The organism is Saccharothrix sp. AJ9571 (assembly GCF_021725495.1).
Taxonomy (GTDB): Bacteria; Actinomycetota; Actinomycetes; order Mycobacteriales; family Pseudonocardiaceae; genus Amycolatopsis; species Amycolatopsis magusensis.
In genome coordinates, this window is the sequence record NZ_CP091382.1 from 3,534,365 (window position 1) to 3,560,318 (window position 25,954).

The 25,954-nt window shown below is 71.7% G+C and carries 23 protein-coding genes; 9 read left to right on the plus strand and 14 right to left on the minus strand.

Annotated features, from left to right (window positions below):
- Positions 1–56: 56 nt before the first annotated feature.
- On the minus strand, positions 57–452 hold the full coding sequence (locus L3Q67_RS16035; RefSeq protein ID WP_499190255.1) for a winged helix-turn-helix transcriptional regulator: 396 nt from the start codon (positions 450–452) through the stop codon (positions 57–59).
- Here L3Q67_RS16035 and L3Q67_RS16040 point away from each other — a divergent pair, their 5' ends adjacent.
- The gene (locus tag L3Q67_RS16040) at positions 453–824 is read left to right on the plus strand and encodes a YybH family protein (RefSeq protein WP_499190256.1); all 372 of its coding nucleotides are present in this window, start codon (positions 453–455) and stop codon (positions 822–824) included.
- Here the strand turns inward: L3Q67_RS16040 and L3Q67_RS16045 are convergent.
- The gene (locus tag L3Q67_RS16045) at positions 807–1,424 is read right to left on the minus strand and encodes an MBL fold metallo-hydrolase (RefSeq protein ID WP_499190257.1); all 618 of its coding nucleotides are present in this window, start codon (positions 1,422–1,424) and stop codon (positions 807–809) included. The two genes, L3Q67_RS16040 and L3Q67_RS16045, sit on opposite strands and share 18 nt — an antisense overlap.
- Before the next feature lie 64 nt (positions 1,425–1,488).
- Between L3Q67_RS16045 and L3Q67_RS16050 the strand changes: the two genes are divergently transcribed.
- Together L3Q67_RS16050 and L3Q67_RS16055 are read left to right on the plus strand one after the other, a co-directional pair.
- On the plus strand, positions 1,489–2,715 hold the full coding sequence (locus tag L3Q67_RS16050; RefSeq protein ID WP_499190258.1) for an NADH:flavin oxidoreductase/NADH oxidase family protein: 1,227 nt from the start codon (positions 1,489–1,491) through the stop codon (positions 2,713–2,715).
- A gap of 77 nt (positions 2,716–2,792) precedes the next feature.
- Positions 2,793–3,752: an ArsR/SmtB family transcription factor gene (locus tag L3Q67_RS16055; RefSeq protein WP_499190259.1), complete on the plus strand. Its 960-nt coding sequence runs from the start codon at positions 2,793–2,795 to the stop codon at positions 3,750–3,752.
- Here L3Q67_RS16055 and L3Q67_RS16060 read toward each other — a convergent pair.
- On the minus strand, positions 3,749–5,257 hold the full coding sequence (locus L3Q67_RS16060) for an ATP-dependent DNA ligase (protein ID WP_499190260.1): 1,509 nt from the start codon (positions 5,255–5,257) through the stop codon (positions 3,749–3,751). The genes L3Q67_RS16055 and L3Q67_RS16060 overlap by 4 nt on opposite strands.
- Before the next feature lie 38 nt (positions 5,258–5,295).
- Positions 5,296–6,696, minus strand: coding sequence for an aminotransferase-like domain-containing protein (pdxR, locus tag L3Q67_RS16065; protein ID WP_499190261.1), 1,401 nt, complete (start codon positions 6,694–6,696; stop codon positions 5,296–5,298).
- A gap of 258 nt (positions 6,697–6,954) precedes the next feature.
- On the opposite strand from pdxR, the gene L3Q67_RS16070 reads away from it, so the two are divergent.
- Positions 6,955–7,830, plus strand: coding sequence for a DMT family transporter (locus tag L3Q67_RS16070; RefSeq protein WP_499190262.1), 876 nt, complete (start codon positions 6,955–6,957; stop codon positions 7,828–7,830).
- Here the strand turns inward: L3Q67_RS16070 and L3Q67_RS16075 are convergent, their stop codons facing one another.
- Positions 7,831–9,228 (minus strand): class II fumarate hydratase, encoded by a 1,398-nt coding sequence (locus L3Q67_RS16075; protein ID WP_499190263.1) that lies wholly within the window; start codon positions 9,226–9,228, stop codon positions 7,831–7,833.
- 106 nt (positions 9,229–9,334) lie between these two features.
- On the opposite strand from L3Q67_RS16075, the gene L3Q67_RS16080 reads away from it, so the two are divergent.
- Positions 9,335–10,321 (plus strand): NAD(P)/FAD-dependent oxidoreductase, encoded by a 987-nt coding sequence (locus L3Q67_RS16080; RefSeq protein WP_499190264.1) that lies wholly within the window; start codon positions 9,335–9,337, stop codon positions 10,319–10,321.
- A gap of 72 nt (positions 10,322–10,393) precedes the next feature.
- On the opposite strand, the gene L3Q67_RS16085 is transcribed toward L3Q67_RS16080, so the two are convergent.
- The 6 genes from L3Q67_RS16085 to L3Q67_RS16110 all read right to left on the minus strand — a co-directional run bounded on the left by L3Q67_RS16085 (position 10,394) and on the right by L3Q67_RS16110 (position 14,889).
- The gene (locus L3Q67_RS16085; protein ID WP_499190265.1) at positions 10,394–11,290 is read right to left on the minus strand and encodes a S1 family peptidase; all 897 of its coding nucleotides are present in this window, start codon (positions 11,288–11,290) and stop codon (positions 10,394–10,396) included.
- A complete protein-coding gene (gene glpX, locus L3Q67_RS16090) occupies positions 11,287–12,357 on the minus strand; it encodes a fructose-bisphosphatase class II family protein (RefSeq protein ID WP_499190266.1) in 1,071 nt (356 codons plus the stop codon). The genes L3Q67_RS16085 and glpX overlap by 4 nt, the downstream gene beginning before the upstream one ends.
- Positions 12,358–12,438: 81 nt before the next feature.
- Positions 12,439–12,669, minus strand: coding sequence for an exodeoxyribonuclease VII small subunit (locus L3Q67_RS16095; RefSeq protein WP_499190267.1), 231 nt, complete (start codon positions 12,667–12,669; stop codon positions 12,439–12,441).
- A complete protein-coding gene (locus L3Q67_RS16100; protein WP_499190268.1) occupies positions 12,666–13,067 on the minus strand; it encodes a hypothetical protein in 402 nt (133 codons plus the stop codon). Before L3Q67_RS16100 ends, L3Q67_RS16095 begins: the two co-directional genes overlap by 4 nt.
- A gap of 2 nt (positions 13,068–13,069) precedes the next feature.
- The gene (gene xseA, locus L3Q67_RS16105) at positions 13,070–14,320 is read right to left on the minus strand and encodes an exodeoxyribonuclease VII large subunit (RefSeq protein WP_499190269.1); all 1,251 of its coding nucleotides are present in this window, start codon (positions 14,318–14,320) and stop codon (positions 13,070–13,072) included.
- Positions 14,317–14,889 (minus strand): lipid droplet-associated protein, encoded by a 573-nt coding sequence (locus L3Q67_RS16110; RefSeq protein WP_499190270.1) that lies wholly within the window; start codon positions 14,887–14,889, stop codon positions 14,317–14,319. The genes xseA and L3Q67_RS16110 overlap by 4 nt, the downstream gene beginning before the upstream one ends.
- Before the next feature lie 127 nt (positions 14,890–15,016).
- On the opposite strand from L3Q67_RS16110, the gene L3Q67_RS16115 reads away from it, so the two are divergent.
- Positions 15,017–16,015 carry a 4-hydroxy-3-methylbut-2-enyl diphosphate reductase gene (locus L3Q67_RS16115; RefSeq protein ID WP_499190271.1) on the plus strand — a complete coding sequence of 333 codons (999 nt, stop codon included), beginning with the start codon at positions 15,017–15,019 and terminating at the stop codon, positions 16,013–16,015.
- A gap of 56 nt (positions 16,016–16,071) precedes the next feature.
- Positions 16,072–17,115, plus strand: coding sequence for an aldo/keto reductase (locus L3Q67_RS16120; RefSeq protein ID WP_499190272.1), 1,044 nt, complete (start codon positions 16,072–16,074; stop codon positions 17,113–17,115).
- Positions 17,116–18,118: 1,003 nt separating this feature from the next.
- On the opposite strand, the gene L3Q67_RS16125 is transcribed toward L3Q67_RS16120, so the two are convergent.
- Both L3Q67_RS16125 and L3Q67_RS16130 read right to left on the minus strand, forming a co-directional pair.
- Positions 18,119–19,078, minus strand: a complete 960-nt coding sequence (locus tag L3Q67_RS16125) for a DUF6542 domain-containing protein (RefSeq protein WP_499190273.1) — start codon at positions 19,076–19,078, stop codon at positions 18,119–18,121.
- Between the two features lie 166 nt (positions 19,079–19,244).
- Positions 19,245–20,153, minus strand: coding sequence for a DNA recombination protein RmuC (locus L3Q67_RS16130; protein WP_499190274.1), 909 nt, complete (start codon positions 20,151–20,153; stop codon positions 19,245–19,247).
- 135 nt (positions 20,154–20,288) lie between these two features.
- Here L3Q67_RS16130 and L3Q67_RS16135 point away from each other — a divergent pair, with 135 nt between their 5' ends.
- Positions 20,289–21,452, plus strand: a complete 1,164-nt coding sequence (locus L3Q67_RS16135) for an exonuclease SbcCD subunit D (RefSeq protein WP_499190275.1) — start codon at positions 20,289–20,291, stop codon at positions 21,450–21,452.
- Entirely contained in the window at positions 21,449–24,397 is a 2,949-nt protein-coding gene (locus tag L3Q67_RS16140) for a sbcc family protein (RefSeq protein WP_499190276.1), read from the plus strand. The genes L3Q67_RS16135 and L3Q67_RS16140 overlap by 4 nt, the downstream gene beginning before the upstream one ends.
- On the opposite strand, the gene L3Q67_RS16145 is transcribed toward L3Q67_RS16140, so the two are convergent.
- Positions 24,383–25,870, minus strand: coding sequence for a DNA-3-methyladenine glycosylase 2 (locus tag L3Q67_RS16145; RefSeq protein WP_499190277.1), 1,488 nt, complete (start codon positions 25,868–25,870; stop codon positions 24,383–24,385). The two genes, L3Q67_RS16140 and L3Q67_RS16145, sit on opposite strands and share 15 nt — an antisense overlap.
- Positions 25,871–25,954 lie beyond the last annotated feature (84 nt).

Consider the following 25,954-nt stretch of genomic DNA (forward strand, 5'->3'; position numbering starts at 1 on the left):
GTCGTGCCGCTGGGCGGCCCGGCGCGCCCATCCCGATGACCGGCGCGACCTCGCGGTCAACGGGGGGCGATGGCGGTGCCGGTCCGGTACAGCTCGATGAGCAGGGGGCGCAGCCGTTCCCCGGTGGGCGTCAGGCGGTGGCTGGTCCGCGGCGGGAAGCCCGGCAGCGCGGTGCGTTCGGTGAGGCCGCGTTCGGCCAGCGTGGTCAGCCGTTCGGTCAGGACCTTGGCGGACAGGCTGGGCAGCGCCTCCCGCAGTTCGCCGAACGAGCGCGGACCGGCCATCAGTTCACGCAGCACGAGCGTGGTCCAGCGGCCGGAGATCGCGGCCAGCGCGATTTCGACCGGGCAGTCCGGTTCCGGGCGGCGCGTGCGGCCACGGGCGTCCGGCACCAACTCGGCGTCGTAGGTTTCCGTTTGGTGACCTTCGAGGGCATCGGCTTCGCTGAGCACATGTCCAGTCTGCGCCTCACCGGCGACGCCCAGAAGCACCCGTTCGTTTTCGCCGACGCCTTCAACAGCGGCGACAGCGACCTCGTCGAGCAGGTCTACGAGCCCGGCGCCGTGTTCGTGCGCCGCGACGGCACCGGCGTCACCGGGGTCGAACGGCGCCGGGCGAACGAGGAGTTCCTGCGCCTCGGCCTGCCGATCACCGTGCGCCCGCGCCGGGTCGACGTGGTCGGCGACCTCGCGCTGCTGATCGTCGACTGGACGGTCGGCGACAGCATCAGCGGCACCGCGACCGACGTCGCCCGCCGCGGCGAGGACGGGCTCTGGCGCTACGTGATCGACAACCCGTTCGGCGCGTCAGTCCCAGCCGGCTGAGCCGGACTTCTCGTCGCCGATGGTGGTGCCCTCGCCGTGCCCGGTGTTCACGCGGGTGTCCTCGGGCAGCCCGAACAGCTTGTCCTGAATGGACTTCTTGATCGTCGGGTAGTCCGAATAGGACCGTCCGGTGGCGCCGGGGCCGCCGTTGAACAGGGTGTCGCCGGTGAACACCGTGCCGAGGTCGGCGGCGTAGAGGCAGACCGCGCCGGGGGCGTGGCCGGGCGTGTGGATCACCTTGAGCCTGGTGCCCGCGACGGTCAGCTCCTGGCCGTCGGCGAGCTCGCCGTCCGGGGCGCGGTCGGCGTGGGTGAGGTCCCAGAGCACGCGGTCCTCGGGGTGCAGCAGGATCGGCGCGCCGGTCCGGCCCGCCAGTTCGGGAGCGGCGTTGACGTGGTCGTTGTGCGCGTGGGTGCAGACGATGGCGACCACCTTGCGCTCGCCGATCGCGTCCTCGATCCGGGCCGCGTCGTGGGCCGCGTCGATCACCAGTACTTCCTGGTCATCACCGATCAGCCAGACGTTGTTGTCCACTTCCCAGCTGCCGCCGTCGAGTTCGAAGACGCCGGAGGTCACCACGTTCTGCACGATCGCCGTCATGGGCCGGACCCTAACAGTGACCGGGATCACCTTCGAATACTGGCGGTATCTACCGTCCCGTTAAATGACCGGCATGGGTGCGGTCGAACTCCTCGCGGAGCCTCTTCAACTGCGGTGCGGCGCGGAACTGCCGCACCGGATCGCCAAGTCGGCGTTGAGCGAGCAGCTCGGTGACCGCCGCAACCGGCCGTCCGCCGAGCTGGTCGAGCTGTACCGGACGTGGGCGCGCGGCGGCGGGGGCCTGCTCTGCACCGGCAACGTGATGGTCGACCCGTCCGCACTCGGGGAGCCGCGCAACGTTTCCGTGCCGGTGCGGCCCGACGCGGGGGAGTACCGCACCTGGGCCGACGCGGTGACCGGCACCGACGCGCAGCTCTGGGTGCAGCTGAACCACCCCGGCAGGCAGAGCCCGCGGTTCCTTTCGCGCCAGCCGGTCGCGCCATCGGCGGTGCCGTTCGAGACGCGCGGCCTCCGGTCGGTGTTCGTGCCGCCGCGCGAGCTGACCGGTGACGAGATCGAGGCGATCATCGACCGCTTCGCGCTGTCCGCGCTCACCTTCGTCGAAGCGGGGTTCGCCGGGGTCCAGGTGCACGCCGCGCACGGCTACCTGGCGTCGCAGTTCCTGTCGCCGCTGACCAACCGGCGCACCGACGTCTGGGGCCAGCAGCGCAGCCGGTTCCTGCTGGAAGTGGTGCGCGCGGTGCGGGCCGCGATCGGGGACGCGGTGCCGATTTCGGTGAAGCTGAACAGCGCGGACTTCCAGCGCGGCGGCTTCACCGAGGAGGAGTCGCTGGCCGTGGTGCGCGAGCTGGGCGAGGCGGGGATCGACCTGCTGGAGGTGTCCGGCGGCACCTACGAGAAGGCCGCGATGATGGGGATGAGCGGGGAAAGCACCGGTCGCCGCGAGGCCTACTTCCTCGACTACGCGACCAAGGCGCGGAAGGTCACCGACGTCGCGCTGATGGTCACCGGCGGTTTCAGCACCGCCGAGGGCATGGCCGACGCGCTGCGGTTCGGCGCGCTGGACGTGATCGGCCTCGGCCGCCCGCTGACGGTCACCCCGGACCTGACCGCTCGGCTGCTCGCCGGCGAGGAGATCACCGCCGAGCGGCTGTGCCCGAAGACCGGGGTCAAGCTGGCGGACAGCTGGCTGGAGGTGCAGTGGCACACCCAGCAGATGCACCGGATCGCCGCGGGCAAACCGGTCGACGTGCGGCGCGGGGCGCTGCGGTCGCTGGTGCACGCCGGGCTCGGCGACCCGCTGAACGCCTTCCGCCGGGTGCGTGGCTGAAAGATCTTCACAGGTGCGCCCGTGCGCCGCTCCGGATACCGTGAGCGGGCCTGAGCGGACTACAGGGAGACGCACGCATGCTGCGGATTCATCTGTCGGCGGCTGATCTCGGGCGGGTGCGCGTCGCCCGGCAGCCCGACGAACTGTGGAACGTGGCGCTCGGCCTGCAACGGCTCCGCGTCGCGGACAACTCGGCCACGCTCGGTGGCTGGCGGAGCTGGGCCGGTGCCCAGGTGGCCAAGGTGCCCGGTGGCCGGGAGGCGGTGCACCGGCTGGCCACCGTGTTGCCCACCCGCGGGTACTTCCCGGACTTCCTCACTCCGACGCGCGGGGAGACCACGCTCGACGACGGGGTGCGCAAGCTGCTCGACACCCCGGCCGAACGGGTCGAGGCCGAGCTGCGGCTGCTCGGCGATCAGCGCTGGGAGCACACGAAGTGGGTCGCGGAGACCGGGCTGGGACCGCTGGCCGGGGCGATGACCCGGTTCCACGAGGTGGCGATCGCGCCGGTTTCGCGGCAGCTGCGAGCGATGTTCGAGGCCGAGCGCATGGTCCGCGACCGGATCCTGCTCGACCAGGGCGTCGAAGGGCTGCTCGACTCCTTCGCGCCGTTCGCCCGCTGGCGGGCGCCGGTGCTCGAGGTCGACTTCCCGGTGGAGCAGGACCTGGAGCTGGACGAACGCGGGCTGGTGCTGCTGCCCTCGGCCTTCTGCCGCGCCCGGCCGACCAGCCTGCGCGACCCGGGCCTGCCGCCGGTGCTGGTGTACCCGGTGGCGGCGAACTGGAGCGAGCCGCAGGTGGAGGCCGACGCGATCGCCGCGTTGATCGGGCCGACGCGGCAGCAGGTGCTCAGCTGCATCGTGGAGTCCGCCGGTGGGCGGACGACCACCGAAATCGCGCGTGAGCTGGGCGTGTCGACCGCGTCCGCCAGCCAGCACGCGACGGTCCTGCGCAACGCCGGGCTCATCTACAGCAGACGGCTCGGGAGCTCGGTGTTGCACGGGCCGACCGAACTCGGGCGGGCGCTGAGCGCCTAGGCGAGCGTGGCACGCACGGCGTCGATCGTGTCGGCGTCACCTGCTTCCTTGTCCGGCCGGTACCGGAGCACCCTGGCGAAGCGCAGCGCGACCCCGCCCGGGTAACGGGTGCTGACCTGGGCGCCGTCCAGCTCGATCTCCACCACCAGCTCCGGTCGCAAGTAGACGGTCCGCTCGTCGCGCTCGCGTTCGAGTTCCTGGAACTTCGCCGTCTGCCAGGTGAGCAGCTCGTCGGTCAGTCCCTTGAAGGTCTTCCCGACCATGATCGGCGGGCCGCCGTCGGGATCGCGGGCACCGAGGTGCAGGTTCGACAGGTAGCCGGTGCGGCGGCCGTGGCCCCACTCGGCGGCGAGCACCACGAGGTCGAGCGTGTGCACCTGCTTGACCTTGAGCCACGCGCTGCCGCGGCGGCCGGCCGCGTACGGCGAGTCGAGGTCCTTCACCATCACGCCTTCGTGCCCGGCGGCCAGCGAATCGCCGAGCAGCCGCGCCGGATCGGCCGGCTCGACTTCGCCGGGGATCAGGTGCTCGCCGACCACCTTGCGCAGGGCCGCGTTGCGCTCGCGCAACGGCGCGTCGAGCAGATCCTCGCCGTCGAGGTGGAGGCAGTCGAAGAAGTACGGGCGCAGCAGCAGCGCGCGCACCTGCTCGTCACGCGTGCTGCCGAACCGGCTCATCGTCTCCTGGAACGGCCGCGGCCTGCCGTCGTCGGTGAGCGCCAGGGTTTCGCCGTCGAGCACCACCGATTCGCACGGCAGCGCGCGCACCAGGTCGACCAGTTCGGCGACCGAGCCGGTGATCTCACGCAGCGTCCTGGTGTAGACGTGCACCTCGTCGCCGTCGCGGTGCACCTGGATGCGTGCACCGTCCATTTTGTACTCGACCAGCGCGCTCGGGTGCTCGGCGATGGCCTCGGCCAGCGACTCGGCGGGGGAGGCGAGCATCGGGCGGATCGGCCTGCCCAGCTCCAGCCGGAACTCGCCGAGCGCGGCTTCGCCACCGGACATCGCGGCCACGGCCGTCGCGGGGAGCCGCCCGGACAGCATGAACGCGCGGCGGACCACGTCACCCGGCACCTCGGCGGCAGCCGCCACGGCGTCGACCATCACCCCTTCGAGGGCGCCCTGACGCAGCTCCCCGGTCATCAGCCGGACGAGGAACTGCTGCTCCTCCTCGGTGGCGTTGCCGAACAACGCCTGCAACGCCGCCGACCTGGGCTTGGTCGACCCGGCACCGGTGAACTCGGCGATCTCGGTGAGCCGCCGGTCCACCTCGGCGATGGTCAGCACGGGCTGCTCGGCTGGGGTGACGCCGAGCCCGGCGAGCGAACGCCACCCGACGCCGATCCGGCCCTGCACCAGCTGCCCGGTGAGGAAACCGACCACCGGCCCCAGCTCGCCGGGCTCGGCCGCGCGCAGCACTTCGGCCAGCGTGGCGATCTTCGTCTTGCGAGATCGCGTCGCGGTGAGCGCGGCGGAGGCCTGCACGGCGTCGGCGAGCAACATCCGCCCATTGTGCGGTCGACCCCCGACAATTCGCGCGCTCAGGCGCTCCGGCCGTTGGCGACCTCGGCTATTTCGGCGACCACCGCGCGCAACCGGTCCGGTGAGGATGCCGCGTATCCCAGTACCAGTCCGGGAAACGGGCGCCCTGCGGCGGAATGGGCGTAGCCGGAGAGCGCCGGTGCGTGGATGCCGCGTGCCGCCAGTGCCTGGTGCACCTCGGTGTCGTCCGTGCCGTCGGGCAGCCGGAGCACCACGTGCAACCCGGCCGCGATGCCCACCGGGCGCCACGAAGGCAGTGCGGTGGCGAGCGCGTCGAGCAACGCGTCCCGGCGCTGGCGGTAGAGCCGCCGCGTGCGCCGCAGGTGCCGGTCGTAACCGCCGGAGCGCAACATCCGCGCGAGCGCGGCCTGCGGCAGGGGCGCGCAGCCGAGGTCGTGCCGCATCTTCGTCAGAACGACCTCTTCGCGCAGGTTCGGCGGCAACACCAGCCAGCCGATGCGCAACGCGGGGATGAGCACCTTGCTCACGCTGCCGATGTAGGCCACGCGAGTGGGGTCGAGCGCGCGGATGGCGCCGAGGGCGGGCCGGTCGTAGCGGTGTTCGGCGTCGTAGTCGTCCTCGATGACCAATCCGCCGGTCCGCTCGGCCCAGGCCAGCAGCGCGCGGCGCCTTGCCGGGTGCAGCGCCATGCCGAGCGGGAACTGGTGCGCGGCCGTCACGAGCACCGAACCGCAGCCGGGCTCGGTGAGCTTGCTGATGTCGATGCCGTCCTCGTCGACCGGTACGCCGACCGGTTCGAGGCCGTGGGAGGTGAGCAGATCCGCCTGCCCGAGGTGGCTGGGATCCTCGACCGCGATCCGCCGGTCGCCGCGTCGGTGCAGCACGGTCGTCAGCAGGGACAGGGCTTCCGCCGCACCACTGGTGATCACGAGGTCGTCGGGTGTGGTCGGCAGCGCGCGGACGCGGCCGAGGTAGCTCGCCAGTTCCACGCGCAGTTCGTGCAGCCCGGCCGGGTCGGGATAGCCGAGACCCGCGTCCGGCAGCGAATTCAGCGCTTCTCGTTCGGCGGCAAGCCATTCCGCGCGGGGGAAGGCGCCGAGCGCGGGCAGGCCGGGCTTGAGGTCGTAACGCCAGGCGGGTGCGGACGCTTCGGTGGTGGCGCGGGTTTCCTGCCCGCCGCCGATCGGTGCGACGCGGGTGCCGGAACCGCGCTCGGCGAACAGATAGCCCTCGGCGACCAGTTGCGCGTAGAACGCCATCACCGTGCCGCGGGCCAACCCGAGCTGCGTGGCGAGGTCGCGGCTCGACGGCAACCGGGTGTGCGCGGGCAGCCTGCCCGAACGGATCGCCTCGCGCAGCGCGGACTCGGCGGCCTTGCCGGGCCGTCCACCCGCGTCGATGGCCGGGAGCAGCAACTCCCGCAGTGCACTATCGGACACGGGCCGCCTCGCTCATGCCACCCAGTATCTCCAGAGCCCCGGCGATGTCACGAATGTGGCTTTGGGGGCGGAATCGGCCCCCAAAGCCACATTTGTGTCCGAGGAGAGCGGTGATCGCGTAGCGGAGCACGGGTCACCTAGATCCAGTGCTCCGACTGGAGAGCAGAGCACCGGGTGGAGAGCGGCGCTCTGTGGTCCAAGTAAGCGGCCTGGAAGTGGTCCTGTCGACTGGGCCGCTCGGTGATCAAGCTGGGCGGCATGACAACAACGATGGCGCCGGCCCGCGATCGGCTGGGCATCGTCGCCGGGGTGACCACCGCGGCGATCGTCGGTGGCTCGGTGCCGGTCACCGGCATGCTCGACGGCTACCCGCTCCTGCTCGGCCAGGCCCTCCGGTACGGGCTGGCCGGGCTGCTCCTGCTCGCCTGGTTCGGCCTGCGCCGCCGGCCACTGCCCATTCCGAAGTGGACGGACCTGCCCGCGCTGCTCGCGCTGGCCGCGACCGGCATGGTCGGCTTCCAGGCCTGCCTGCTCTACGCCCAGCGCTACGCCGAGCCCGGGCTGGTGGCCGCGGTGCTCGGCGGCAGTCCGCTGGTGCTGGCGGTGGTGGCCCCGCTGCTCGCGCGCAGGCAACCGTCGGCCGCGCCGATCTTCGGTGCGGTGCTGGCGGTCAGCGGGGTCGTGGTGCTCACCGGCGGCGGCGGCGCCACCGGCACCGGACTCGTGCTGGCCGTGCTCGCGATGCTCTGCGAGGCCTGCTTCACCCTCTTCGCGGTCGGCCTGGTGAAGCGGCTCGGGCCGCTGGCCACCTCGGCGTGGAGCTGCCTCGCGGCGGCCGCGGGCAGTGCCCTGCTCTCGACCTTCGTGGAGAGTTGGCGGCTGCCCGACGCGAGGCAGCTCGGCGCCTTGCTGGTGCTGGCCGTGCTCGTCACCGCGGTCGCGTTCGGCATCTGGTACTTCGCGGTGTCCGTGCTCGGCGCCGACCGCGCCGGGGTGCTGATCGGCGTCATGCCCGTCTCCGGCCTGCTGGTCGCCGTGCTGCTCGGCGCCCAGCGGCTGGAGCCGGCCGACCTGGCAGGCGTCGGACTGGTCGGCCTCGGCGTGCTGATCGGCCTGCGCCGCCGCGTGGGGTGACTACTTGCCGCCGCGCGCCATCCGGAGCACGTCGAGTGCCTCGTCCAGCTGCGCTTCGGTGAGCTTGCCGTCGGCGACGTAACCGCGTTCGATGACCACCTCGCGGATCGTCTTCAGCTCCTTGAGCGCCTGCTTCGCCACGGCCGCCGCCTCTTCGTAGCCGATGTACTTGTTCAGCGGCGTCACGATCGACGGCGAACCCTCGGCGTACTCACGTGCCCGGTCGGCGTTCACGGTGATCCCGGCGAACACCTTGTCCGCCAGCAGCCGCGAGACCGCGGCGAGCAGGCGCGCGGACTCCAGCACGTTGCGGGCGATCACCGGCAGGTTCACGTTGAGCTGGAAGTTGCCCTGCGCACCGGCGAAGGCCACCGCCGCGTCGTTGCCGATCACCTGCGCCACCACCTGCAGGGTCGCCTCCGGGATCACCGGGTTGACCTTGCCCGGCATGATCGACGAGCCCGGCTGCAGATCCGGCAGTGCCAGCTCGGCGAGCCCGGTGCGCGGGCCGGAACCCAGCCAGCGCAGGTCGTTCGCGATCTTGTTCAGCGAGACGGCGACCGTGCGCAGGTGCCCCGAGATCTCCACCACGCCGTCCTGGGTGGCCTGCGCCTCGAAGTGGTCGCGGGCCTCGGTCAGCGGCAGGCCGGTCACCTCGGCGAGCTCGGCCGCGACCGCGGCGCCGAAGCCGTCCGGCGCGTTGAGGCCGGAGCCGACCGCGGTGCCGCCGATCGGCAGTTCGCCGAGGCGGTCCAGGCCCGAACGCAGCCGCTCGACGCCGAAGCGCACCTGCGCGGCCCACGCCCCGGCCTCCTGCCCGAGCGTGATCGGCACGGCGTCCATCAGGTGCGTGCGGCCGGACTTGACCACGTCCGCCCACTCCGCCGCCCGGCCCTCGATGGTGCCCGCGAGGTGTTCGAGAGCGGGGATGACGTCGGAGAGCACGGCTTCCGTGGCAGCGACGTGGATGGTGGTCGGGAAGGTGTCGTTGGACGACTGCGAGGCGTTGACGTGGTCGTTCGGGTGCACGTCGCGGCCGAGCGCGCGGGTGGCCAGCGTCGCGATGACCTCGTTGGCGTTCATGTTCGACGAGGTGCCGGAACCGGTCTGGAACACGTCGATCGGGAAGTGCGCGTCGTGCCTTCCGTCGGCCACCTCGTCGGCGGCGGCGGCGATCGCGCCCGCGAGGTCCTCGTCGAGCACGCCGAGCCGGGCGTTCACCCGCGCGGTCGCGGCCTTGAGCAGGCCGAGCGCGCGGATCTGGGCGCGCTCCAGGCCACGGCCGGAGATCGGGAAGTTCTCCACGGCCCGCTGGGTCTGGGCGCGGTACAGCGCGTCGACGGGCACCTTCACTTCGCCCATCGTGTCGTGCTCGATGCGGAATTCCTGTTCAGGCATGACCCCAGTCTGGCCCAGGTGGAGCGGGCCTGCGGAGTGGTCTTTCGCACTAGGGTGGCGTGTGACTGCCGACACACCACCACGCACGGCGGAGGGATTCTTCAGGATGAGCGTGCCCGATTCGACCGTGGACCTGGCGATCATCGGTGCCGGGCCGACCGGCCTGTTCGCCGCGTACTACGCCGGTTTCCGCGGGTTGACCACCGCCGTGATCGACTCGCTGCCCGAGGCCGGCGGCCAGGTGACCGCGATGTACCCGGAGAAGATGATCTACGACGTGGCCGGGTTCCCCGCGGTGCGCGGGAGGGACCTGGTCAACTCGCTGGTCGAGCAGGCCGCGCAGTGGAAGCCGTCGTACCTGCTGGGGCGCAAGGCCGAGCACCTCAGGCACGTGGACGACGGGCTGGAGGTCGTGCTCGACGGCGGTGAGACGCTGCGCACCGGCGCGGTGCTGATCACCGCGGGCATCGGCGAGTTCACCCCGCGCCCGCTGCCCGCCGGGGATGGCTGGCTCGGGCGCGGGATGGTGCACTTCGTGCCTTCGCTGCGTGCGCACGAGGACCAGGACGTGGTCGTGGTCGGCGGGGGCGACTCGGCGTTCGACTGGGTGCTCGCGCTGCACCCGATCGCGCGGAGCGTCACGCTGGTGCACCGGCGCGCGCGGTTCCGGGCGGTGGAGTCGATCGTGCGGCAGGCGCGCGAACTCGGCATCCGGATCATCACCGACGCCGAAGTGACGGAACTGCGCGACACCGGCGATGGCGCGCTCGGCGAGATCACCGTCGAGGTGAAGGGCGGCGGGACGGAGGTGCTGCCGGCGCAGTCGGTGATCGCCGCGCTCGGGTTCACCGCGGACCTGGGGCCGATCGAGAACTGGGGCCTGGAAATCGACCACCGCGCCATCTCGGTCGATTCGACCATGGCGACCGCGAAAGCCCGCGTCTACGCGGCGGGCGATGTCGCCGCGTACCCGGGCAAGGTGAAGCTGATCGCCACCGGTTTCGGCGAAGCGGCCACCGCGGTGAACAACATCGCCGTCGCCCTGAACCCCGACGCACACCTGTTCCCCGGCCACTCCAGCAACGCCGAGTGACCCCCCGGCGAATGCTATGAATGGGGCATTACTTGCATTGAACGCTAGTAATGCCCCACTCATAGCGTTTGCCTAGGGCGCCGGTGGCGGGGGTGGGGTCGTCGGCGCAGGGGCTGGGGTCGTCGTCGACGAAGGGGCTGGGGTGGGCGTCGGTTCTGGTGTGGGCGTAGGTGTGGGAGCGGGGGTCGGCGTGGGCGTCGGTTCTGGGGCCGGCGGTGGTGGTGTCACCTGCTGCGTGATCCACGCCGAGTAAGCGATCGCCGAGGTGTAGATCGACGGGGCCGTGCCGCAGACGTCGGAATCGTTGCCGGGGCGGCTGGTCACGCCCAGCAGCACCCACTTGCCGTCCACTTTGGCCAGTTGCGGCCCGCCCGAATCGCCGTAGCACGAGCCCGCCGTGCCACCCGGGTTGTCGGTGCACAGCTCCACCGCGCCGTCGAACGGCACCGCGGCGCACTTCTCCGGCGCCACGATCGAGGTGTCCAGCTGCTGCAACACCGTCGGCTTGCTCCCACACCCCAGCTGCGCGCACGTCTGCCCCCACCCGAGCAGCCGCGTCGCGGTGCCCGGCGCGGCGGCCACGCCCAGCGGGACCGGTGTCGCCACAGCCGGGGAACTCAGGCGCACCAAGGCGATGTCGCCGCGCGCACCGTCCGGGTCGTACTCCGGGCTCACCACCACCGCGGCCACGAGCATCGCCTCGCCGCCCAGCGTGTGGTCGTTGCTGCCGATCCGCACCTTGAGCATCCCGGGGCTGCGCCCGTCCACGCAGTGCGCGGCCGTGAGCACCCATTCCGGCGCGATCAGCGACGCACCGCAGTTGTGCTTCCCGGAGCTCGACTGCAGCGAAACGATGAACGGGTACGGCTGGTCGGCCGCCACCCCGCCGACGATGTAGGGCTCCACGGCGGAAGCCGGTGCGGCGGCGAGGAGGACGGCGGCCAGTACGGCGGCGACGCGCTTGATCACGGCAGCGGCGGCACCACGTCGAGCTCGTCGGCGTCATCGAGGTGACCGTCGAAGTTGACCGACGAATACGAGCGCAGTTTCGTCAGCCGGTGGTACCCGTCGATCATCCGGACCGTGCCGGACTTCGACCGCATCACGATCGACTGGGTGGTCGCGCCGCCCGCGCGGTAGTGCACGCCGCGCAGCAGGTCGCCGTCGGTGACGCCGGTGGCGCAGAAGAACACGTTGTCGCCCTGGACGAGGTCGTCGGTGGAGAGCACCCGGTCCAGGTCGTGCCCGGCGCCGATCGCCTTCTCGCGCTCCTCGTCGTCCTTCGGCCACAACCGGCCCTGCAGCTCACCGCCGATGCACTTGAGCGCGCTCGCCGCGATGATGCCCTCGGGCGTGCCGCCGATGCCGAGCAGCATGTCCACGCCGGTGTTCGGCCGGGCGACGGCGATCGCGCCCGCCACGTCACCGTCCGAAATGAACCGGATGCGGGCGCCCGCCGCGCGCACGTCCTTGATCAGCCCTTCGTGGCGCGGCCGGTCCAGGATGCACACCGTCACGTCGGACACGCCGCTGTTCTTCGCCTGCGCCACGCGCCGGATGTTCTCCGCGACCGGCGCGGCCAGGTCGACCAGGCCCGCGGCCTCCGGCCCGACGGCCAGCTTCTCCATGTAGAACACCGCGGACGGGTCGAACATCGCGCCGCGTTCGGCGACCGCGAGCACCGCGAGCGCGTTCGGCATGCCCTTGGCCATCAGCGTGGTGCCGTCGATCGGGTCCACCGCGACGTCGCAGTCGGGCCCGTCGCCGTTGCCCACCTCTTCGCCGTTGTAGAGCATCGGGGCTTCGTCCTTCTCGCCCTCGCCGATCACCACCACGCCGCGCATGGACACCGTGCCGACCAGCTGGCGCATGGCGTCCACCGCCGCGCCGTCGCCGCCGTTCTTGTCGCCCTTGCCGACCCAGCGCCCGGCCGCCATCGCGGCGGCCTCGGTCACCCGGACCAGTTCCATGGCCAGGTTGCGGTCGGGCGCCTCCCCACGGCGCGTCGCATCGGTGGGCTGGCTGGGGTTGGACATGTTGCCTCCAGGGTCGTCCAGTCGCCCGGTCATCCTCTCAGATACCGGCAGCACACCGGGTACCCGCGAGCATGGGGTTCCTCACCCAGCGTTGCCCTTTTCGGCGGTTTCGGTGCCGTTCTCCACCGAGGCCAGCGCGGCCTCCACCCGCTCGCGCGCGCCGTCCAGGTGGCGCTCGCAGACCTTGGCGAGCTTCTCGCCCTTCTCCCACAGCGCCAGCGACTGCTCCAGGGACAGCCCGCCGGCCTCCAGGTCGCGCACCACTTCGACCAATTGGTCGCGCGCTTGCTCGTAGCCGAGTTCTTCGGTCACTGTGCCTGCTTCTCCGCTCGACGACGTCCGCCGCAGACTACCGCGCTGGCCATCGCGTTGTCGTAGTCGCTGAAGGCCTTCGCGAACTCCTGGCCGTCACCCTCGGCGATCGCGTCCTCGATCTGGCACTGCGCGCCCGCCACCCGATTGCGGTGTGACGCGCCGTCGGTCGACCACCAACGGGTGCCGACGTACAGCGAAGTCGCCTCGGACAGCTGCCGCAGCCGCGGCGCCAGCCCCCACTGCCCGGCGTTCGCGCACCCGGCGATCAGCGCCGTCCAGCACGCGCCGGCTGCCACGTCCGCCTCCTGCGCGCGGAGCAGCACGGCCCCGGCGCCTGCCCTGGCGGCAGCGCCGCTGGTCAGGGGCAGGAACTCGTTCGCCCGTGGTTCGAGCACGGCTACCCCTCCTCTCCGCCATCCGTGATCACCGCGCGGAGCGCACCGTCGCCGACGCGGATCCGGACCTCGGCGCCTTCCGACACTTCAGAGACCGATCGGAGTACCCCGAGGTTGCCCGCCGCATCGGAGAACTGCACGACCGCGTAACCCCGTTCAAGGGTCGCCGCCGGACCGAGCGCGGTCAACCGGGCGCGCGCGGCGGTCAGCGCGGTTTGTTCTCTGGTCAGCGTGGACAGGATCTCCCGGCGGCCGCGCTGGCGCTGGATCTCCACCTCGTCGGCGCGCCGGGTGATCGGCCCGAGCGGATCGGCCAGCGCCGGACGGCTGCGCAACTGGTCGAGCAGGCGGCGCTGGGTGTCGACCCAGCCGTGCAGCGCGCGGCGGCCGCGATCGCGCATCTGCCGCACGCGCTCGCTCTCCTCGCGCACGTCGGGGACCACGCGCTTGCCCGCGTCGGTGGGCGTGGAGCAGCGCACGTCGGCGACGTGGTCGAGCAGCGGGGTGTCCGGCTCGTGGCCGATCGCGCTGATCACCGGCTTGCGGGCGGCCGAGACCGCGCGGCACAGCGCCTCGTCCGAGAACGGCAGCAGGTCCTCCACGCTGCCGCCGCCGCGGGCGATCACGATCACCTCGATCTCCTTGTCCCGCTCCAAAATGGACAGTGCGTCGAGGATTTCGGGCACCGCGAGCGCGCCCTGGACGGCGGTGTTGATCACCCGGAACCGGGCGCCCGGCCAGCGGGCGTGCGCGTTGACCAGCACGTCGTGCTCGGCCGCCGACGCGCGCCCGGTGATCAGCCCGATGCCCTGGGGCAGGAACGGCAGCCGTCGCTTGCGTTCCGGGGCGAACAGGCCCTCGGCGGCGAGCAAGCGGCGCAGGCGCTCGATCCGCGCGAGCAGCTCGCCGATGCCGACCATGCGGATCTCGCTCGCGCGCAGGCTCAGCGTGCCGCGGCCGAAGAAGTACGCCGGTCGCGCGTTGACCAGCACGCTCGCGCCCTCACGCGGCGGCGGTTCCAGCGTGCGGAGCAGGCCCATCGGGCAGGTGACCGACATGGACACGTCCGCCGCCGGGTCGCGCAGCGTGAGGAAGGCCGTCCCGGTGCCGGGACGGGCGGAGATCTGCGTGACCTGGCCCTCCACCCAGACGGCGCCGAGGCGGTGGATCCAGTCGCCGATCTTGCGCGCCACCGTGCGCACCGGCCAGGGGTTCTCCGCGGTCGAAACCTCGCGAGCCGCGGTTTCGCTCACTGGCCGCCGTCGCCGGGCTGCTGGAGGTTGCCGAGCCGCCGGGCCAGCATGCCGGTGAACGAGGACCGGTTCTGGTGCGCGCGCTCGTAGGCGAGCAGTTCCTCGACCTCTTCGGCGGAGAACCGGCGCAGGCGCGCGCGCAGCTGCGGCAGGGTCAGCTCGTCGTAACCGACGACCCCGGCCGGGCCCGCTTCCTCGACGATCGCCCGTTCTTCGGCGGCCCACGGGTCTTCCGCGATTTCCGCTTCCACGGTCTTAGCCGCGGCCGGTTCGGCTTCGGGTTCCGGCGCGGGCGTGCGGTGGCCGTTGCGCGAGGGCTCGTCCGGCAGGTCCTCGTCGAAGGTGGCCCAGCTGGGCGACTCCTCGACCGGGCGAAGGGTGGACAGCACGTCGTCCCCCTTGATCGCCAGCTCGGTGACGTGCTGCTGGACGCGCATGGAGAACTGGAGTACCTGGCTGGCGACGGTGACCGGGAGGCCGGTGAGCTGCCGCGGCAGTTCGCGAGCCCGCTCTACGGTCGTCACCGCGAGGCCCGCCGCGACGCGCAGCGGGAGCGGGAGTGGCTTCATGCCGTACAGCGTGCCGTACCTAGCCCGTCTTGCCCAACTCTGTGTGTTGTTCGGCGTACTCCAACGGACCAGCGGAAGGACCCACGCGTGACCCCGGGCACAGGGGCGCTACCCGTACCCTGGTGGCATGGACTCAGCGACTCCAGGTACCGAGCCCGCCGAAATCGTCCCGATCAAGCCCCGTGACGGCAAGCGCGTGCTGCTCGCCAAACCACGTGGTTACTGCGCCGGGGTCGACCGCGCGGTGATCGCCGTGGAGAAGGCGCTGGAACTGCACGGCCCGCCGGTGTACGTGCGCAAGGAGATCGTGCACAACCGGCACGTGGTCGAAACGCTGCGTGAGCGCGGCGCGATCTTCGTCGACGAGACGGACGAGGTGCCCGAGGGCGCGCTCGTGGTGTTCTCCGCGCACGGCGTCTCGCCCGCGGTGCACGCCGAAGCCGCGAACCGCAACCTGCGCACCATCGACGCCACCTGCCCGCTGGTGACCAAGGTGCACAAAGAGGTCAACCGGTTCGCCAACAGCGACTACGACATCCTGCTCATCGGCCACGAGGGGCACGAAGAGGTCGAGGGCACCGCGGGTGAGGCACCCGAGCACGTCCAGCTGGTCGACACCGCGGAGGACGTGGACAAGGTCACCGTGCGTGACCCGTCCAAGGTGATCTGGCTGTCCCAGACCACGCTGAGCGTGGACGAGACGATGGAACGGGTGGACCAGCTGCGCGAGCGGTTCCCCGAGATCTCCGACCCGCCCAGCGACGACATCTGCTACGCCACCACGAACCGGCAGGTCGCGGTGAAGGCGCTGGCGCCGGAGTGCGATCTGGTGCTCGTGGTCGGCTCGACCAACTCGTCGAACTCGAAGCGGCTGGTCGAGGTGGCGCTGAAGGCCGGGGCGAAGGACGCGCACCTGGTCGACTTCGCGCACGAGGTGGACGAGTCCTGGTTGGCCGGGGTCACCACGGTCGGCGTGACCAGCGGCGCTTCGGTGCCGGACACGCTGGTGATGAACCTGCTCGACTGGCTGGCCGAACGCGGCTACGGCGACGTCGACGAGGTCACCACGGCCAACGAGAAGATCACCTTCTCGCTGCCGAAGGAGCTGCGCAGCACCGTGCGCTAGGCCGCGTTCCCGGTTAGGTTCGCCTTGAGGGGCAACGGAAATCGGGAGGACGCTCGATGGAGTATCGCCAGCTGGGCCGGTCCGGGCTGCGGGTCTCGGTGCTGACGATGGGCACGATGACCTTCGGCGGTGGCGGCGTGTTCGCGAACGTCGGGGACACCGATGTGGACGGCGCGCGGCGGCAGGTCGACCTGTGCCTCGATGCCGGGGTCAACCTGGTCGACACGGCCAACGTGTACTCGACCGGGGCGTCGGAGGAGATCGTCGGCGAGGTGCTCGAAGGCCGCCGTGACCAGGTGCTGATCTCGACGAAGGTCCGCATGGGCATGGGTGACGGCCCGAACGACGCGGGGCTTTCGCGCCACCACATCATCACGCAGGCCGAGGCGAGCCTGCGGCGGCTGCGGACCGACCACATCGACATCTACCACGTGCACGAGTGGGACGGTCAGACGCCGCTGGAGGAGACGCTGGAGGCGCTCGACACGCTGGTGCGGTCGGGGAAGGTGCGTTACCTGGGGGTGTCGAACTACGCGGGCTGGCAGCTGATGAAGGCGCTGTCGGTGGCGGACGCGCGGGGGTACCAGCGGTTCGTGAGCAACCAGATCTACTACTCGCTGGAAAGCCGGGACGCGGAGTACGAACTCGTGCCGCTTTCGGTGGACCAGGGGCTGGGGATCATGGTGTGGAGCCCGCTGGCCGGTGGCTTGCTCTCGGGCAAGTACCGGCGGGGGAGTTCGGCGGAGGAAGGCCGGCACCTGAGCGCGTGGGACGAGCCGCCGGTGCGGAACGAGTCACGCCTGTACGACACGATCGAGGTGCTGATCTCGATCGGGGAGGCGCACGGCGTCTCGGCGGCGCAGGTCGCCCTGGCGTACCTGCTGACCCGGCCGGCGGTGAGCACCCTGGTGATCGGGGCGCGGAAGGACTCGCAGCTCGAAGACAACCTGGCCGCCGCCTCACTGCGGTTGTCGCCTGACGAGGTGTCCACTTTGGACTCCGTGAGCGCGCCGGACCTGATCTATCCGCACTGGCACCAGGCGAAGACCGCCGGCGACCGGTTGGGTAGGGCGGACGCCGCGTTGCACGGGTCGCGATAGTTCGGGGCGGGCCACCCCGGCTTTTCAGTGTGACTACGGCGGGGCTTGGGTTGTCAAGGCGGGAAAGCGTGCCTTGACAACCCAAGCCCCGCCGTGTTTTTGGCTTCGGACCGGGGATGGAGAGGGATGGGTGGACGCGGTGTGCGGTCTGGGCGCCCCACTCCCGTCTGAGGCCCAGGTGACTGGATTGTCCGACGGTGGGACTGAGCCGTCTGGGCGCAAGACCTGGCTGTCCGCGCGTGTGCCTCGGCCGCCCGGTACATCCAGGCAGCCGACCTCACGCTCACGCAGCCGAACCCCACATTCAGACGCCCGAACTCCACACTCAGGCAGCCGAGTGCCACGTTCAGGTAAATGAGCCCCACGTTCAAGCAGCTGAAGCCCACGTTCGGAACTTGTCCGCGAGCGTGGGACTCGGCTGCCTGAACGTGCGACGGGGCTGTCCGAACGTGGGGTTCGGCTGTCTGGATGCAGGATCCGGGCTCGCGAGTGTGTGGAGTTCGGCTGCGTGAATGTGGGACTCGCCGGGGGCGTTAGACGCCGGGCGAGTTCCTCGTTCTGGGCAGCGTGGGCCTGCCCTTGTATGCGGCCCGGGTGCGGGGCTCGGCTGCTCGAATGTGAGTTCGGGCTGCCTCAACGCGGGGGCCGGACTCGCGAGTGTGGAACTCGGCTCGAATGTGGGGTTCGGCTGCGCGAGTGTGGGACTCGGCTGCCTGAGTGTGAGGCTCGGCTACCCGAATGCGGGCTTCGGCTGCGTGAACGTGAGGTTCGCGGCTGCCTGAGGGGGCTCATGCTCGTGAGCGTGGGGCCCGGGTGCTTAAACGTGAGGTTCGGCTGCCTGGGCGTGGGCTCGGGTGCGCGAGTGTGGGACTCGGCTGCCTGAACGTTGGGCTCGGGTGCCTGAACGTGGGGTTCAGGTGCGTGAGTGTGGGGTTCGGGTGCCTGAGTGTGGGTTTGGGGGCGTGGCGTGGGGGTGGGCTTGCCTGGGGCCGGTAGGTGGGGGTTAGTCGCGGTCTTCGTCCCAGGGGCGGGGGCGTTGTGGTGGGGTGCGACGGCCGGGTGGGCGGCCGGTGCGGTCTTGAGGGGCGTCGGTGCGGGGTGGGGGAGGGGTGCGGCGCGCCGGTTTGCCGTCGGTGGGGGGTGGGGTGCGCTTTCGGGGTTCACGGTCGAGTGGTTCCCGGCGGCGTGGCGGGTCGTCGGCTGGGCGGCGGCGTACGGCACCGGTGCCACCGGCGCTGCTTGCGCCGCCGCTGGCTGGGCGTCGCGGAGGGGTTTCCCGGGAGCGAGCGGAGTCGCGCGCGGCGTCCCTGTCCCGGGTGGCGCCACCGGTGGCTGGGCGCGCGGGGCGACGGGGAGCGGGGGCGTCATCGTCGGCGGGGCGTGAGCGGGGCTTGGCCGGCGGCCGCGCGGCTTCGGCCGGGCGCGGCTCCTTGCTCGCCGCCGACTTCCCGGACTTCCCGGACGCAGCGGACTTACCGGACTTCACCGGCTTCATCGCCGGGTCCGGGTCGCGCTCGCGGAAGATCCGGTAGAAGCCGAGCGCCAGCGCCGCGCCGGTGGTGATGGCCATCGTGGGGAAGCCGTTGATCAGCGGCGTCGCGATCGCGAGCGCGGTGGAGAACTTGTCCCCGCTCGTCGGCGTGCCCGAGAACAGCAGGGCGGCGGGCACGGTGACGGCCAGGATCAGCGGCGGCTGCACCATCGGGCCGAACAGGCTTCTCCGCTGCACCGCCGCGACCGCACCGACCGCGCCCACGAAGTAGGCGCCCTGGAAGATCAGTTCCAGGTTGTCCGTGATCTGCAGGCTGGCCACCGCGCCGAGCGCGGCCAGCCCGAAGCCCAGCAGCACCGCGCCCCACCACGGCAGACCTCGTCGCGTACCCACGACGGGAAGCTCGTCCCAGGGCACGTAGAAGTCGTCGTCGGCGTCAGGGTCGCTCTGCCGATCGCGTATAGCGGTCACAGGCACACCGTATCCCGTGGTCACGGGTGGAATGCCACCACTGTCTCAGCCCGCTGGGCCAACCGGCGTCATCGGGTGATCGACAATGCCGCCATCAGGGCGAATGCGTGCGCCACCGCGAGGTGACCCAGGCCTCTCCTCGAACCCGGAGCGTCTTGATCAGCGTCTAGGCGAACTCCTCCCCACGCCGGATCGCCGGCACCGGCGCCGGACTCGCCGAGGCCTCGGTCAGCGGGGTGACCGCGGCCCGGAAGCCCTCGAGCGCTTCCAGCTCCCGCCGCCGCGCCGAGACGAACCGCTGCAGGTGCGTGCTCGACAGGTTCAGCGCGTCGATCGCCCCGCCCGCCGCCCGGTGCGCCGACGCGGCGGCCTCCCGCACCAGCTCCACGTCCTCGGCCAGCGCCGTCTCGGTCACCGCGAACAACGCCGAGGACGCCAGCACCGCGAACCCGGTCGGCCCGCAGATGAACACCCGCCGGTCCAGCAGCCAGCGCAACAGCTCCGGATCGGTGTCCAGCGCGGCGACCACGGCCGCGTCCGACGGGACGAACATGATCGTGCCGTAGATCGCGTCCGCCCAGCGCGCGTAACCCTTCCCGGCCAGCTCCGCCGCCCGCGACCGCAGGTTGCGCACGTGCACCCGCAGCGCGTCCAGCCGTTCCGCCGGATCGTCGGTCTCCACCGCTTCGGCCCAGCACGCCATGCTCGCCTTGGCGTCCACCGGCACCGTCCGGTCGCCGCCGACCCGCAGCACCATGTCCGGTTTCGCCGCCCCGCCACCGGCCAGGTCGGTCTGCAGCGTGAAGTGCAGCCCTTCGCGCAGGCCCAGCGCCTTCGCCGTTTCCGCCAGCACCTGTTCGCCCAGCTCACCGCGCCCGCTGATGGAGGCGAACGCGACCTCGTAGCGGCGCAGCGCGGCCTGCTGCGCGTCCACGCGCTTGCGCTCGGCGTCGATCTGCCCGACCGCCGCGTCCGCGCGCCGCACGCTGTCCGTGTAGAGCCGCCAGACCAGGGCGATCCCGATCGCGAGCACCAGTGCGACGGCGACGGCCGCCGTGGTGATCACCGTGGTCACCGCAAGCACACTCCTCAGTTCTCCGGTCGAAGGGGTCTGTGCCCATCATGGCCGACCCCACCGACAGAATCCGGGCGGTGACACGCCCACGACAGGTCCCCGGTCTTCGCGGAGGCAGCGCTTAACTTGAGCAACATGAAGGTCCTGCACACCTCGGACTGGCACGTCGGGCGCACCTTCCACGGCACCGACCTGCTGGCCGAGCAGGAAGCGGTACTGGCCCACCTCGCCGAGCTGGTCTCGGCCGAGGCGGTGGACGTCGTGCTCGTCGCCGGGGACGTGTACGACCGCGCGGTGCCGTCCGCCGAGGCCGTGCGGGCCGCCACGCGCGGGCTGGAACTGATCCGCGAGGCGGGCGCCCGCGTGGTGCTCACCCCGGGCAACCACGATTCCGCCGCCCGCCTGGGCGCCTTCGCCGGATTCGCCGCCGCGGGCGGGCTGTACCTGCGCACCACCATCGAAGCCCTGCACGAACCGGTCCTCTTCGAAGACGACCACGGGCCCATCGCCTGCTACGGAATCCCTTACCTGGAGCCGGAACCGGCGCGGCACGCACTGGGTGTGCCGGACGCGAAGGGCCACACCGGCGTGCTCACCGAAGCCATGCGCCGGATTCGCGAAGACCTCGCCACCCGGCCCGCCGGAACGCGGTCCATCGTGCTCGCGCACGCCTTCGTCAGCGGTGCCGCGCCCACTGATTCCGAGCGCACCATCGCCGTCGGCGGCGTCGAAGACGTCGACGGTTCGGTGTTCGACGGCGTGGACTACGTCGCGCTCGGGCACCTGCACGGTCCGCAGGTCCTCGCCGAGCACCTGCGGTACTCCGGCAGCCCGCTCGCGTACTCGTTTTCCGAGTCGCAGCAACGGAAATCCGTGTGGCTGGTCGAACTCGATGCCGACGGGCTCGCCGAAGTCCGCCGCCACGAACTGCCCGTGCCGCGCAAGCTCGCGACCCTGCGCGGAAAGCTCCAAGAGCTGCTCGAATCGCCCGCGCACCAAGAGGTCGAAGAGTGCTACCTCTCGGTCACGCTGACCGACGAAGTCCGCCCGATCGACGCGATGCGCAAGCTGCGCACCAGGTTCGCCTACGCCGTGCACCTGGAATGGGAGCCGGAAGGCGGTCGCGCCACCGGTGAACTCAAGTACTCCGAAGCCATCCGCGGCCGGTCGGACCTGGAGATCGCGTCCACCTTCGTCGCCGACTGCCGCGGCGCCGCGCCCAACGAATCCGAACAGGCGCTGCTGACCCGCGCGCTGGAGGAAGCGGGCAAGCTCGAGGCGGTGGGCCCGGAACTATGAGGCTGCACCGGCTGGAAGTCGCCGCCTTCGGCCCGTTCGCGGGCCGCGAGGTGGTGGACTTCGACGCCCTCGGTGCCGACGGCCTCTTCCTCCTGCACGGCGACACCGGCGCCGGGAAGACCACCCTGCTGGACGCGGTCGCGTTCGCGTTGTTCGGCGTGGTGCCCGGTGCCCGCAACGAAGCCAAGAAACTGCGTTGCGAACTCGCCGAAGCCGAGCAGCTGACCGAGGTCGTGCTCGAGGTGACCGTGCAGGGGCAGCGGCTGCGGCTGGTGCGCAGCCCCGAATACGACCGTCCTAAAAGGAGCGGCGACGGAACGACGAGGCAGCGCGCCAAGTGCTCGCTGACCTGGGTCGGCGAATCCCCGCCGGGGCATCCGGCCGAGGGGCTCACTCGCATCGACGAGGTCGCGCGGACCGTGCAGCGGCTGCTCGGCATGAGCGCGGACCAGTTCTTCCAGGTGGTGCTGCTGCCGCAGGGCGAATTCGCCCGCTTCCTGCGTGCGGACACAGCCGAACGCGAGCAACTGCTGGAGCGGCTCTTCGGCACCAAGCGCTTCTCGGACGTCGAGGCGTGGTTCCGGAACCTGCGGCAGGAACGCATGCGGGAACTGGAGATCCGCCGTCAGACCGTGCGGGAATGGGTCGCGCGCCTGTCACAGGCCGCCGGTGTCGAGGTGCCCGAGGAGATCACCTCCACCTGGGCCGCGGAACTGCGTGAGAGAGCCAATGCCGATGTGGCGCGGGAGTTCGCCGCCGAGACGGCGGCCCGCAAGGCGTGGGAGGCCGCCGATCAGCGCCTGCAGGAAGGCCGCACGTTCGTCGAGCAGGTGCGGCGGGTGCGGGTCGCGGTGGCGAACCTCCAGTCGTGGAAGGAAGGCGAGGCGGAGCGCAAGCGCTGGACAGCCGAGATCGCGGCTGCGCGCCGGGCGATTCCGGTCGCCGAAGCGGTGGCCACCGAGGAGCGGCTGAAGGAGCGGCTCGCGGAGGTCCAGCAATCCGCCAAGCAGCGTGCGCAAACGCTTGCGCGCACCAAGGCGACCGTGCCCGAGCTGCGACAAGAAGCCGGTGAACTGCGCGAAGAGGCCGGCGCGCTCTCCGGACTCGTCGAGGAAGGCGAGCAGCAACAACGGGACATGGCACGCCTCGGCAGGCTCGCGGTGCAGGCCGATCAGGCGAGCGCACGGGCGAAAACGCTGGGCTTCAAGCTCTCGACCATGCCCGCCCGGTCCGAGGAACTGCGGTCGCGGGTCGAAGCGGCGACCCAGGCCGCCGCGAAGCTGGACGGCGCGCAGGCCCGTGCCGACGAGCTGGCCCGCGCTGTCGCTTCGGCGAACCGGATCCCGGCCGCGGAGGCAGCCGTCCGTGCCGCGATCGAGGTGCAGGCCAAGGCCGTCGACCTGCACCAGGAGGCCCGTAGTCGGCTGCTGGACCTGCGGGAACGGCGGCTCAGCGGCATGGCTGCCGAGCTGGCGGCGAAGCTCGGCGACGGCGACCCGTGCCCGGTGTGCGGTTCCGCCGAGCACCCGGCGCCCGCGCTCGCCGGGCGCCAGCAGGTCGGTGAGGCCGAGGAACGCGCCGCCGCCGATGCCGAGCGTGCGGCCGATGCCGAGCGTCAGCGTGTCGTCGAAGCCCGTCACCAGGCCGAAACCCGGCTCGGCGCGCTGCGCGAGGCGTTGCTCGGCCGCACCGCGGAGGACCTCGCCACGGAGTTGACCGAGGTCAGGGCGAATGTCGCGGAACTCGCCGAGCTGGCCGAACACCGCGAACGCCTGGAGCAGGAACAGCGCGGGCTGGCCGCCGAGATCGAGCGGCTGACCGAGCAACGGGCCGCGGCCGAACGCGAGTCGGCGAAGGCGGAGGCCGAGCAGCAAGCGCTCGCGGTGACCGTCGCCGAACGCGGTCAGCGGCTGGAAGAAGCCCGCAAGGAGTACGAGGACGTCGCCGCGCGCCGGGCCGCCTTGCTCGCGCGGGTCAAGGCGATCGAGGAACTGGCCGAGGTGCGGGCGGCGGTCGCGGTCGCCGAGGAGCGGCTGGCCGAGCAACGCGAGACGGTCGCCGAAGTCCTGCGCCGCGCGGAGTTCAAGACGGTGAAGAAGGCGCTGAGCGCGGTCCGCGACGACGCCGACATCGCGCGGCTGGACGAGGCGCTGGTCGAGGCGGACCGCGCGGCGGCAGTCGCCCAGTCGACGCTGACCGAGCCGGAGCTGGCGGGTATCACCGGCGACGAGGTGGTCGACCTCGACGCGGCACGGGCAGCGCTGGAACAGGCGTCTACGCAGGTCGAGACGGCCGTGGCCGCGCATCGGGCCGCCGCGCGGATCGCCGAGGACCTCGCCTCGCTGGGCACCCGCTTCGACGCCGCGTTGCGCAAGCTCGCGCCCGCGGAGGAGGAAGCGGCCGAGCTGGACGCGCTGACCGACGTGGTCAACGGCCGCGGGCAGAACGCGCGGAAGATTTCGCTGCGGTCGTACGTGCTGGCCGCGCGGCTGGAGGAGGTCGCGCTGGCCGCGACGGCCCGGCTGCGCACGATGAGCCAGGGCCGGTACTCGTTCGTGCACTCGGACGCCGCTGGCGCCCGCGGCACCCGCGGTGGCCTTGGGCTGGACGTGCTCGACGACTTCTCCGGCACGGTCCGCCCGGCGAAAACCCTGTCCGGCGGCGAATCCTTCCTGGCCTCGCTCGCACTGGCGCTCGGCTTGGCGGACGTGGTCGCCGCGCAGACCGGCAGCGCGCTGCTGGACACGCTGTTCATCGACGAGGGCTTCGGCACGCTCGACGCCGAGACGCTGGACGTGGTGATGAACGTGCTCGACGAGCTGCGGGCCGGTGGGCGCGTGGTCGGGCTGGTGTCACACGTGGAAGAACTGCGCCAGCGCATCCCGACACGGCTCAAGGTGCGGAAGGCGCGCTCCGGTTCGACGCTCGCGCTACACGCCGGCTGACGCCCGCCACAGGTGCATGCCGGCGTAGGAACGCCAAGGGCGCCAAGGCAAAGCGCGTTCGCTCAACGCGGCGGGGTCACCGGGCAGGCCCAGCGCGACCGCACCCTTGCGGAGGGCGACGTCCCCGGTGAGCAGTACGTCGGGCGCGCCGAGCACGCGCATCAGCACGTAGTCGGCGGTCCACGGGCCGATTCCGGGCAGAGCCAGGAGGTCCGCGCGGAGTTCGGCACAGATCCGTCCAACGTGGACAGTCACTTCGCCGGACGCGAGCGCTTCGGCGACCCCGCAGATGGCCTCGATCCGGCGACGCGGCCCGCGCAGCACCTCGCGGCCGTGTTCGGCGATCACCTGCGCGGTGGGGAAGAGCCTGGTCAGCTCGTCGGTGCGCTGGGCGTCGGGCATCGGGTCGCCGAGTTCGGCGGTGAGCCTGCCCGCGGCGGTCCGCGCGGCGGCGACGGAGATCTGCTGCCCGAGCATGGCGCGGATGACCAGCTCGTGGCCGTCGGCGGCGCCAGGGACGCGCATACCGGGGTCGTAGACGGGAGCCAGCGCCGGATCGGCGGCGAGCACCTCGCCGATCGCCTGCGGGTCGGCGTCGAGGTCGAAGAGGCGGCGCACGCGGGTGACGGCGCTGCTGAGGTCGCGGACGTCGGCGAGGTTCAGGTCGCAGTGGACGTGGTCGGGTTCGGGCGTGAGGTGCACGGTGCCGGGACCGTGGGGGAGACGCAGGGCACGGGCGTAGGTCCGGGGTCCGGCGTGCTCGACCAGGGGGACCGCGCGCTGGGCGAAGAAGGCGAGCAGGCCGTCGGCGTCGAACGGTGGCCGGTACGGGAGCCGCAGCGAGAGCCGCATACCGGCGGCGTCGGCGTCCTGACGTGGGCGAGCGGCCCGAAGTTGGGAGGGCGTCGCGGCGAAGACCTCGCGGATGGTGTCGTTGAACTGGCGGACACTGGCGAACCCGGCGGCGAAGGCGACGTCGGTCAGCGGCATCGCGGACATCTCGATCAACAGGCGGGCGGCGTGCGCGCGGTGGGCGCGGGCGAGCGCGAGCGGACCGGCGCCGAGTTCGGTGGTGAGCACGCGGCCGAGCTGGCGTTCCGAGTAACCGAGGCGGCTGGCGAGGCCGGGCACGCCCTCGCGCTCGACGGTGCCGTCGGCGATCAGCCGCATCGCGCGGGCAGCGAGGTCGGCGCGCACGTTCCACTCGGGTGAGCCGGGCACGGCGTCGGGCAGGCAGCGGCGGCAGGCGCGGTAACCGCCGGACTGGGCGGCTGCTGAGGTCGGGTAGAAGCGCACGTTCTGCGGTTTCGGCGTGTTCGCCGGGCAGGACGGGCGGCAGTAGATGCCGGTGGTGCGCACGGCCATGATGAACTGCCCGTCGAACCGCGCGTCGCGGGAGGCGACCGCGCGGTAGCAGCGTTCGGTGTCCCGCCAGAGGCTCACGGTGGTCGGCGCTTCGGGCGCGATGGTCATGGCTCGATCGTGCCACCGGGCGGGTGCCCCGACTGGCGGGAATCCGACGTCACGTCCGCCGTCCGCCGGTCCGGGGCAGGCACG